The organism is Brevinema andersonii (assembly GCF_900112165.1).
Taxonomy (GTDB): Bacteria; Spirochaetota; Brevinematia; order Brevinematales; family Brevinemataceae; genus Brevinema; species Brevinema andersonii.
Genome location: NZ_FOKY01000028.1, coordinates 1 through 9,025, shown reverse-complemented (window position 1 = coordinate 9,025; position 9,025 = coordinate 1). Strand labels below are relative to the sequence as shown.

Annotated in this window: 13 protein-coding genes; all 13 read right to left on the bottom strand. The window is 49.4% G+C overall.

Going from position 1 to position 9,025, the window contains the following annotated elements:
- On the bottom strand, positions 1-740 hold a 740-nt coding region (locus BM018_RS07305), incomplete at its 3' end, for a hypothetical protein (protein WP_143280478.1).
- A 235-nt stretch (positions 741-975) separates the two neighbouring features.
- Entirely contained in the window at positions 976-1,335 is a 360-nt protein-coding gene (locus tag BM018_RS07300; protein WP_092320128.1) for a hypothetical protein, read from the bottom strand.
- The gene (locus tag BM018_RS07295) at positions 1,328-2,506 is read right to left on the bottom strand and encodes a baseplate J/gp47 family protein (RefSeq protein ID WP_159428242.1); all 1,179 of its coding nucleotides are present in this window, start codon (positions 2,504-2,506) and stop codon (positions 1,328-1,330) included. The genes BM018_RS07300 and BM018_RS07295 overlap by 8 nt, the downstream gene beginning before the upstream one ends.
- Positions 2,507-2,617: 111 nt before the next feature.
- Positions 2,618-3,196, bottom strand: a complete 579-nt coding sequence (locus BM018_RS07290; RefSeq protein WP_092320124.1) for a hypothetical protein — start codon at positions 3,194-3,196, stop codon at positions 2,618-2,620.
- On the bottom strand, positions 3,193-3,567 hold the full coding sequence (locus BM018_RS07285) for a hypothetical protein (protein WP_159428241.1): 375 nt from the start codon (positions 3,565-3,567) through the stop codon (positions 3,193-3,195). The genes BM018_RS07290 and BM018_RS07285 overlap by 4 nt, the downstream gene beginning before the upstream one ends.
- Positions 3,568-3,609: 42 nt before the next feature.
- Positions 3,610-3,906 (bottom strand): hypothetical protein, encoded by a 297-nt coding sequence (locus BM018_RS07730; protein WP_143280477.1) that lies wholly within the window; start codon positions 3,904-3,906, stop codon positions 3,610-3,612.
- Positions 3,903-4,325 (bottom strand): hypothetical protein, encoded by a 423-nt coding sequence (locus tag BM018_RS07275; protein ID WP_092320118.1) that lies wholly within the window; start codon positions 4,323-4,325, stop codon positions 3,903-3,905. The genes BM018_RS07730 and BM018_RS07275 overlap by 4 nt, the downstream gene beginning before the upstream one ends.
- Complete coding sequence (locus BM018_RS07270) at positions 4,322-5,227, bottom strand: phage tail tape measure protein (RefSeq protein ID WP_092320116.1); 906 nt, start codon at positions 5,225-5,227, stop codon at positions 4,322-4,324. Before BM018_RS07270 ends, BM018_RS07275 begins: the two co-directional genes overlap by 4 nt.
- 33 nt (positions 5,228-5,260) lie before the next feature.
- The gene (locus BM018_RS07265) at positions 5,261-6,283 is read right to left on the bottom strand and encodes a phage tail tape measure protein (protein WP_092320114.1); all 1,023 of its coding nucleotides are present in this window, start codon (positions 6,281-6,283) and stop codon (positions 5,261-5,263) included.
- Positions 6,284-6,805: 522 nt separating this feature from the next.
- Positions 6,806-7,138, bottom strand: a complete 333-nt coding sequence (locus BM018_RS07260; protein WP_092320112.1) for a hypothetical protein — start codon at positions 7,136-7,138, stop codon at positions 6,806-6,808.
- 112 nt (positions 7,139-7,250) lie between these two features.
- Entirely contained in the window at positions 7,251-7,748 is a 498-nt protein-coding gene (locus BM018_RS07255) for a hypothetical protein (RefSeq protein ID WP_092320110.1), read from the bottom strand.
- 20 nt (positions 7,749-7,768) lie between these two features.
- Positions 7,769-8,209 carry a phage virion morphogenesis family protein gene (locus BM018_RS07250; RefSeq protein WP_092320108.1) on the bottom strand — a complete coding sequence of 147 codons (441 nt, stop codon included), beginning with the start codon at positions 8,207-8,209 and terminating at the stop codon, positions 7,769-7,771.
- On the bottom strand, positions 8,203-8,646 hold the full coding sequence (locus tag BM018_RS07245) for a DUF1320 domain-containing protein (RefSeq protein ID WP_234945111.1): 444 nt from the start codon (positions 8,644-8,646) through the stop codon (positions 8,203-8,205). The genes BM018_RS07250 and BM018_RS07245 overlap by 7 nt, the downstream gene beginning before the upstream one ends.
- Positions 8,647-9,025: the final 379 nt, after the last annotated feature.

The following is a 9,025-nucleotide window of genomic DNA, read 5'->3' as shown; positions in this document are numbered from 1 at the left end:
GCCTGGGAAACGTCGATGGAAACTCCGGGAGGCGCTTGCCGGAGGAAGCGTCCTGTATCTATTAAGTTTGGAAGGCGCAGAGTATTTTCGTCAACGATTAAGGAGGGTATTTCGGCTTGGAAGAGGGTGTAAAGTTTGGGGAATTCTGTTTTTGCGAGCTGGTCTCCGTTCATTAGTTTCCACTTTGCTGAGGGGGGATTTGTACGCATCATGGCGGTGACGGTGCCGACTGGGTTGCAGATATCTTCGATCAGCGGCAGGGAGAATAAATTATAAGTCTGAATAATCCCCGTGATCCCCTGGGAGTTGAGAGTGACGGAAGCGAGAGGGAAGTAGTAGTCAGTAAGGGATTCGTCAACGGAGATTTCCACTGTGGGGGTCCAGGTTGTGTAGACGACGTTGCCTTCGGTGTCGGTGACGGGATCGGTTTTGATGAAGCCGGGCTTGATTCCCAAAACAACGGTTTTCGTGCCTGAAGTGGGCAATAAATCGTTAATGCTGAGAATTTTTTCTTCGTTCAGGACAAGACGTTCTCCGGCCAGGTTGTAAGCGAGTCCGGGACCGATTTTGAGCTCGAGGTTGTTGCTCTCCGTAACCTCAAATCCGGAAATAATACCGTAGCCCAAAAGTTCGTTGACAAGGCTGTCTCTTATTCTGTCGGGATACCCGAACGATGCGTTCAAATTCTCCGGGGAAACCACTTCCCCTTTGTAATAATGGTGTTTGGTTAGGTTGGTCATTTGTTTTTGCCTCCAAAAATAGGATATTTTTGTCCTGAGCAGGCATGGACGCCGTAAGCTCAGGATTCCACTTAATTTTTATTCTTTATTAATATTGAATTTCCTTGAGCTTCGAGAGCATCAATAATTCTGAAGACGGTATGCGCGGGCTTGTAGATGTCAAGAACGTTTGTTATGTATGTTTTCTCATGGTTTGTGAGGATGGTTTGGAACTCGACGATGAAGAAGAATCTGTCTAAGGGAGAACCGAGAATTGTGTTGATACCGAGCAGTTCTTTGGGGTCGCCGAGGATCCATGTTTCTTTATAAAGCTCGCGGATAAAGTGGATCTGTTTCTCTGGAATTCGAAGGCATAGATAACGCGGTTTTTGTAGGCCGGGTCGCTTTCGCCGGCGATGCGGACGATGCCCCTGTCGTTGGCTATGGCTGCAAGATTTTCCGTATCCTGCAGGAAAGCCTGCCGGACAAGGGTTATTCCGGCTTCGGCGAGGAGATTAAACTGCAGCGCAATAGCCGTAAACAGCACCTGGAAAACCAATGATGTCTGATAGAGCGGAATAGAAAGAGATATCAGGATATTAACAAAGTCAGGCATTAAGGACCTCCACGCTGAGGTTTCCGATGCGCGCGATCTGCGTCTGGGTGATTGTGACGGCCCCGGGGCTGACCACAGCAACGGCCTTGATGTTTTTTGCCCGGAAGACAACGGCGATCAATTCCGAAGGCTCGAAGTCCTTGCCTATAGAGATGTTTTTAAAAAATTCCGTAATAAGCGCTTCAATTTCGGCCTTATCGGCGAATGCATCCGATTCCTCCGTGACGTTGACGACGGGGTTGATAAGGATTTCCCGGGGCGCCTTGACCTGAACATCGGTACCGATAGGATTGTTTGCATCGATAATTTTCTGAGCCTCGGCAATGATCGCTTCGGAGGGCCGGATATTGCCGGTTCCTGTGATGACGACGTCAACGGTTCCAAGCCCGCGGGCTGTCGAGATGGGCATAACATTTTCGACGCCGGGAATCTGCCTCGCCCAGGCAACATAAGCCGAAGCGTCGGCGCCGCTAAGGCCTTCCCACTTTGCCAAGCAGCGAGCTCTTAAAGATTCGTCGCTTTCGGAGTCCAAACCGATGACCGTCAGCCAGTCGGAATTGTTGCTGACGGAATCGATGCCCGGGATTGGGGTAACAATTTCGGTTATTTGGTTTGCCAAAACGTTGTAAGCGGAGCCTGAATTCTCAGCAAGCACAGGCACGGAAATACTTGCACTTCCGTCTTCCAGAATAAAGGTTTCCTTGACTCGGTAGCGGAAAACACATCCTTGAGCATCGGTTTTTGTAGCGACAACCTTATCCTTTGCGATGGTAATATTACCGTTTGTGTCCTTACGGGAGAAAATAACAAGCCCTTCGGCGGCTTTGGCCTGCGTCCGGCTGAGTCCCAGTTGCTCTGCATTCCGGTCCAGCCAGGAACCCGAAGCCGTCTGCGTAAAGATATTCGGCAGCATGCTGTTGAGCGCGGTATAAATATGGAAAATAAATGCGGCGACCGTCTCGATGAAGAGACGAAAAACCCCGCCGGTATGGTAGTTGGTAATTTGGGGAATGGTTTTAGCGGTATCGTAAAAGAGCACTCCTATATCCGTCATGAGCCTTGTCTTGATGTCCTGCAGCAAACAGCCTGTGCCTTCGACCAAAGCAAGGTCGGCATACTCCAATACAATCTCCCCCTCTGCATTCAAGGCGATATCCGTCATTTTTATCATATTTAATCTCCCAAGCCCATCACCCTGAAGGGCGTCTTCGAGGACGGGCGTGCACTGCACCCGACAGTACCCAAAGGGCATCTTCGAGATATCAAAGGTGCATGTGTCCCTTTATTCTTCTAATAATCCGCTGATTTTCCCGTCAAAGGCCTGCAGCTTAATGATATCATCGGGACTGAGCGGTTTGCCGTCCTCGGTCTTCACGAGCGAAATATCGCTGATCATATCCTTCAGCAGCTTGGCCAGCGATGCGGAGCTGTTCCTGATGCCTATTGTCCGATTATTATTAAGGGAAATTTCCGTTGTTCCGGCGCTTATTTTTATATTGCTGTCCAGGCGTAATTCGGTATTTCCGGCCTTGACGATAAGGGCATCCTCGGGCGCGTTTTCTTTTTGAGCGCTGCCCATAACCGCCGAGATAATGGGATAATTCCTGTCTCCGTTGAGGAAATTAAGTAAAACAACGGTTCCTTTCGAGGGGGACATCCAAATGCCGCCTTGAGCCGCGCCCCAAAGCTTGGGTAGGGCGACCCTTGTGTATATTGTTTTTGTTTCCTCGCCGGTATTGGAAAGTTCGATACAGTCGCAGACATAGTTTCGGGTGTCGATCCTGTCGACCTTCGCCAAGACGGGAAAGGCGTTCTCGGAAACAATGTTGCGGATCAGGATTTCAAGCTGTTCCAGGATCATAAAACCTCCAAACGCATCAGGGCCTTCGCCGAAAAGTCGAATGCAACGGCTTTCACGATATATTCCTTATCCCTTAATTTCACTTTGTCGCCGATCTCGAGTTCCGGAATGGAAAAAATATTAAGTTTGTTGCGCTCGGCGGCAAGGAGCATATCGTCCACGGTGTAGGTTTTCGCCTTGTTTTTCAAGATATTGTCCGACAGAATCAGGGAATTTTCCCGTGTCAAAGAGTAATACAAATGCCTTCGAAGCGCGTTCGAAAGGCTTTGCACGCCTCTTCGAAAGTTTTCTTCCCTGCCGCCCTTCAGCACAATTTGTTCCGGCATGAAGTTTTCCGTTTGGTAGTGCAGATTCGGAGCCAGCTTCGTCAACACATCCTTGTACGAGGTATCTTTATAGGTTTCGTTTACTTCTTAAGGGTTAAAGGCATGGTAAGAGGCTTCGATGACGATATCTCTTGCGGTTGTGATCATGCTCTTAATTTTCCCGGAGAAGATCAGGATTTTCGCGCCGTTGTTCACGGACAGCGAGAGGTGGCAGGTATCTCCGGGCTTTGTTTCTATTTTATTGGCCAGGAAATAATTGCGCCGGATGCGGAGGCTTGCCGTTTTCGCCGCGCTGTTCAAGGCGTTGACCGCAATAAAACTGAAATTTCTGTCGATATTCCGTCCCGCTATCGTCAGGAACGATTCCACTTTCCACACCGTCATACGGAATAGCCTGCCGCTTTGAACTCTTCGAAGGTCAACGATACTTCCAAAGTGTTATCTCTGTTGGTTTCGAAAGACGACAGCCCTTGGAAGATAACCTTGACGATACTGCGGGCTGCCGTGTGGCTGTTGATCAGGGCATAAACCTTGGGCACGCCGCTGTTGACGTCGTAAAACAGGCGTTCGAGCTCTTCCAATGCTTCGTAAACTGTTTTGTTGTCGCTTGGGAGCAGTAAAAGATTAATGCTGACGGTTTTGTCCTTAAAGCCGCGCATGACTTTGCGCGGGGTGTCGTTGCCGGCGGAGTTGTTCGAGTCGATCAGGATTTCTCCATTGACACTCAAGCTCTGAAACACACCCGGAAGCTCCGTTTCTCCCAATTTTATGATGCCGTTAATATCGTCCGCTTTTAATATCATGATTGCTCCACCGCGTTATTGAGTTGTAAAACAAAGTCGTTGAGGTCGGCGATAACACCGTCCGCAATCTGCACGGTCTGTATATTGATGACCGTATTTTTATTTGCTGCAGGGATTGGGCTTAACGCCTGTTTTATATTTGTATTAGCTTTCGGCGCTATTGTTTCCATACTCGGAGCCGGTAACCCAAACTCCTCTGCATTGGCCGCCAGGAACGACAAATGCTCCGCCGGCAGGGACTGCGTCCCGCCGCTATAAGCATCGATGCCCGGAACGCTCGGATGGGCAATGGTCTTCGGGATAGCATCCTTTATTTTGCTTTTCGGCTTGAGCGAAATTTTCTGCTCGATATCCGGCACGGGCTGCTTCAGTATCCTGAAAAAGCCTTTAATTTTGTCAATCAGCCAAGTGAATCCTTGAAACAGTTTGTCCAAGCCAGCGATCACGACATCCAAAATAGGGTTCATACCTTGGAACGACGCTTTCACGTTTTCCCAATTGTTGTACAGCATGACGATACCGGTGACGACGGCGCCGATCGCTGCGGATACTATGGCGAGAACGGGATTCGCCGCAACGAAAGCCGCTGCCGACATCGCTCCCGCTTTAAGCATAGATGCGCCCAGGATTAAAGTGTTTTTGGAGGCGAGGATCATATTGGGGATAAGCCGGCCTGTCATGAGCGCGGAAACGAAACCCTGCATCCCGGCAAAAGCCGCCTGCGCCGCAGTCAAGCCGTGTGTTGCCAGGGTCAAGACTATGATTTTGGTCATCAAAAGCCCGGCAGCCAAAGCACCCGCCGACAACAAAGACGTCACCGTTACAATAACGCCGGCAAAAAGATTATTTTCGTTGACAAGGCTTGCAAGCCCGCCGACCACCAGGTTGACAATACCGAGCATTTTTGTGAGGACGGGCAGCAGGATATCGCCGAGTCATTTGCCGAGGTTCGCGAAATTATTGCCCAAAATGCCTAGTTGGCTGTTGAAGGTCTGTTCCATAATTTTTTGTGCTTTCGCCGTCGCGCCGGAAGCGTCAAGGACGGCTTCGTAGTTGTTTTTGAGGTCGCCGAGCTTGCCGGTGAGGAAGTTGATGCCTTTCGCTGCTTCCTGGACGAAAATTCTGTTGATCGTGTCCGCATCGGCTCCGACTTGGGATAAATTTTCCAAAGTTTTGATGAGGTCCAAGCCTCCATCCTCTGTGTAGGAGATACCGTAGCCCAATTCCAGAGCGCCTGCGGAAAGTTTGGCCGTCATCGCGTTGAACGCCGTGCCCGCCATCGAGCCCGAAAGCCCTAAAGTATTTAATTGACCGACCACGGCAGAGGTCTGCTCGAAAGAGACGTTGAAGGCCTGCGCCGACGAAGCCGCGTATTTGAGGCCTTCATTCAATTGGCCGAGGTTTGCGATCTGGAAGAGCTGCTGCGTTTTGGTGACGGTATCTGCAAGTTTTCCCATCTCGGCTTCCGCATTATTAGCCTTATTGCCGAAATTGTTATACAAAGTTCCTAAAAGAACGGTTGCTGTCGCCGTATCTCCCATGGTAGCGGTAGCCAAAGCAAGGGCTTTATTGGTGCCTGCAACGGCTTGTTCCGCCGTCAGGCCTGCCGAGAGGAGGTTGTACGCGCCCGACAAATATTCCTCGGAGCTCTGTTTATGGATGCGGCTCCAGGATAAGGCTGCTTTCTCAATAGATTGTGCCGATGTTTTGACTTCTTCGGCCGTGCCTGTCAGCAGAGTTTTCACGGGAGCAAGCGCCGATTCGAAGCCCGCAGCCTTATTTGCCGCCAGCCCCAAACTCGCGCCCAAAGCCAGGACCAGTCCTAAGGAAGCTTTTTTGAGCTTGTTCAGGCTCTGCTCGGCCTTCTCCAAACTCTCAAAGCTAGCCACTACTTTCTTTAGAGGTCCTGTGATCTTGTCTTCCAGCTCTACCAAAAATTTCGCCGTGTTCTTTGCCATATTTTTATCACCATATCGGGATTTTTAATTAATTTTACCCGGTTTATCAGCGTTGAGGGGGCAATTTTCCGCTTTTTGTTGACAGATTGTCCGCACTTGGTTATAATATATCGCTTTCTTTCGACAGGATAAATGCGCATCTTGGTACAAACGCTCGGCATCGCCGTACCCTCAAATATGCTAATCGCCTGCAGCGGTTTGCGCGTTTTTTGGGTGCGGCATGTTTTCATGCCAAAGTCGAAAGAAAGCAGCGCGCAAGCCCTGCGGGCTTTTATTTCTTATCCCCGAAACAGGCGGCGACCGCCCTCACGACCGCCGAGAAGATAATATCTTCCCATTCCGCCATTGCCATCCTTGCCCTTTGATGTTGTGAAAACAAGTCCTGTTCTCCGCATGTGTCCCGACCGATAACCAAGTCCCAAGGGTGGTCCATCGGACCTTCGGGAGGCAGCGTCAACTCCTCGTCAAAAAAGAGTTTAACCCGTGTTTTAATGACGTCGAGCGGTATCTTACGGAGCTCGTTTAGATCTCCGATACCGTAAAATTTTCCTCAGCCCCCATATCTTTCACCAGTTCCGCAAAAATATCCCCGACAGCAAGCGGTTTCTCGCTTAAGTAAGTCATAAAGGTTCTGTCCACAGGATAAACCAGCAGCTGAGAGAGCATTTTCTCGACGCGCCCCGAAGCGGTGCCTTTTCCCTTCAACTCCTGGTCTTGGAACAACGCAAGCTCCGCTTTGCTCGGCTTCCTGAAATAAAATTCCTGCCCTTCTTCGTTCTCTATCTTGATAACCCTGTGACCCAAAGCCTTTGCGTCCGACACTTCTTTCGGCAGTGCCTGTTCTTTGTCATTCATCTTTTCCTCCTAGCCCCATCACCCTGAAGGGTGTCTTCGAGGATGGGGCGTATACTTTTGCGCCCTTGTACCCAAAGGGCATCTTCGAGATGGGCAGAGCAAAAGTATTTCCTTATTTATTTACGTTGTTGATATTAATATCAATATTTTCCATACGTTTTTGCGTTGCTGCATCCCAGCGTACGGCATACTCGATGTTCAGGGTAATGATGCCCGCATAAATATCGAGTTCCCCGGCAGCAAAAATATGCTCCGTCTGAACAACGTTCCATTCGGTGAAGCCGCCCGAAACGGGGATGCGCCACGGCAGAAGTTCCAAAATTTTTGCCATGTAACGGGATACGGTTTCGCGTTCTACGGTTCCGAGATGGATCAGCATCGGCTGCACTACATCCCATTTCCTTTGGACCTTCACAAAATTTTTGCCTGTATCGCAAGCGTTGTCCCAGTGCCAGGCAGGAGTCAGGAACGCAAGGTCCGGCAGGATCGACGCCCAAGGCGGCGTATTGTACTCGTTATCCCCGATAGCCGTCAGATAAATAAAATCTTCCTGTATCTCTGTTGCTTCTAGCACAATATTCTTGATAATATCCTGAAATTCCGCTATCATGTTATTCTCCGTTGAGGCCCTCAGTTGAGGGTTTGGTTTAAGTATTCGAGCGACAGGTCCGTTAATTTTTGATGATCCTCTTTGCTGACGCCCAAGTACGGGCGCGCGGTCATCTTTTTTGTGCCCCTCTGCAGGAATTCCGAATAATTCATCTTGTCGTCAAGAATAATAGCGCCTTTGCTCCAGAGCATGAGGCTGTAACCGACCGCCCTGTGCAGCGAGCCCGTCCTGTAAAGCATGGAACCGCCTGCTTTTGCGCGTTCCAAATTCTTCACGGTTGATGCTGCCAGCGGAGCCCATTTCGTGCCGTCGGGAGCTGTCTTGGTTTTGAGGATGCGCATCCGAGCCGACTTTGCCAGCCAAGACGCCAACGCATGCCCCAAATTATTGCTCTTCGTCAAATCCGTATTCCGCAGCTTTTCTAAAATCTCATTGAGGCCGACAACACTGAAACTCACCATATTCTGTTCCTCGGATCCATGCGGTTCGGCGGGAAGGCGGTTACGACCTTGTTTTCGACGGACGGCATCGGCGTATTGTCGACACTCAGGCCCAAGTCAAGCTTTCCGGCAGCGATCATCTCCAATTGTTTCAAAGCCGTATCTCGGTTGGTTTTAACGGTGTTGTCCGAACTGCCTTCCGTCAAGCCTTTGCGCGACATCAGGCTGTACAAACTCAGCTTGACGCAGATGTCCCTCAGCGAGCGCGGCACCACAGGCAGGGGCAGGTTGCCCGTCTTCACGAGGTAGAGGTTCATTTCGTCGGTCGCCCGCATAATAGCCGCTTGTATTCTGCCGGCAACAATATCCGCGCTTTCGGTGCTCAAGTCTCTCGCCCAGCCCTCAATAGCGCTGTTCTTACACGCTTCGTACAGGTCTTCCGCCGTGCAGTACAGCATTTCCTTAGGTGTCATGTGAAGTTTAGTATGAGATTTATGTAAAGTTTAGTTTGAGACTTTTTGTCATATAACATTTAGTTTTGCAGTTATGACACATTTAGTTTTGCAGTTTTTGAACTATAAAAATTAAAATTTGTCAAGTTTTTTTATACTATTGTTTTCAGGGGAAGGAAGTAGAAAGAGAAAAGATGAATTGTTAGAATAAACCCATGAAGAGAGCCCCCAATTCTTCCCGTAGGCTTTTAAGGATTCATCATCCTTAATGCTGCATTCCTCCCTATAAAATATTTGGGGAGGGATGTTTACATTCTATAAGGATATCTAGTATTCTGGCTATTCTATAACCTATTCTTTATAAAATGGCAAACCAAGAAGAGGT

Bases quoted from the DNA above. Each gene is read 5' to 3' on its own strand.
- BM018_RS07300 (WP_092320128.1), bottom strand. From the start codon at position 1,335: ATGCCTGACTTTGTTAATATCCTGATATCTCTTTCTATTCCGCTCTAT.
- BM018_RS07295 (WP_159428242.1), bottom strand. From the start codon at position 2,506: ATGATAAAAATGACGGATATCGCCTTGAATGCAGAGGGGGAGATTGTA.
- BM018_RS07290 (WP_092320124.1), bottom strand. From the start codon at position 3,196: ATGATCCTGGAACAGCTTGAAATCCTGATCCGCAACATTGTTTCCGAG.
- BM018_RS07730 (WP_143280477.1), bottom strand. From the start codon at position 3,906: ATGACGGTGTGGAAAGTGGAATCGTTCCTGACGATAGCGGGACGGAAT.
- BM018_RS07275 (WP_092320118.1), bottom strand. From the start codon at position 4,325: ATGATATTAAAAGCGGACGATATTAACGGCATCATAAAATTGGGAGAA.
- BM018_RS07270 (WP_092320116.1), bottom strand. From the start codon at position 5,227: ATGCTCGGTATTGTCAACCTGGTGGTCGGCGGGCTTGCAAGCCTTGTC.
- BM018_RS07265 (WP_092320114.1), bottom strand. From the start codon at position 6,283: ATGGCAAAGAACACGGCGAAATTTTTGGTAGAGCTGGAAGACAAGATC.
- BM018_RS07260 (WP_092320112.1), bottom strand. From the start codon at position 7,138: ATGAATGACAAAGAACAGGCACTGCCGAAAGAAGTGTCGGACGCAAAG.
- BM018_RS07255 (WP_092320110.1), bottom strand. From the start codon at position 7,748: ATGATAGCGGAATTTCAGGATATTATCAAGAATATTGTGCTAGAAGCA.
- BM018_RS07250 (WP_092320108.1), bottom strand. From the start codon at position 8,209: ATGGTGAGTTTCAGTGTTGTCGGCCTCAATGAGATTTTAGAAAAGCTG.
- BM018_RS07245 (WP_234945111.1), bottom strand. From the start codon at position 8,646: ATGCTGTACTGCACGGCGGAAGACCTGTACGAAGCGTGTAAGAACAGC.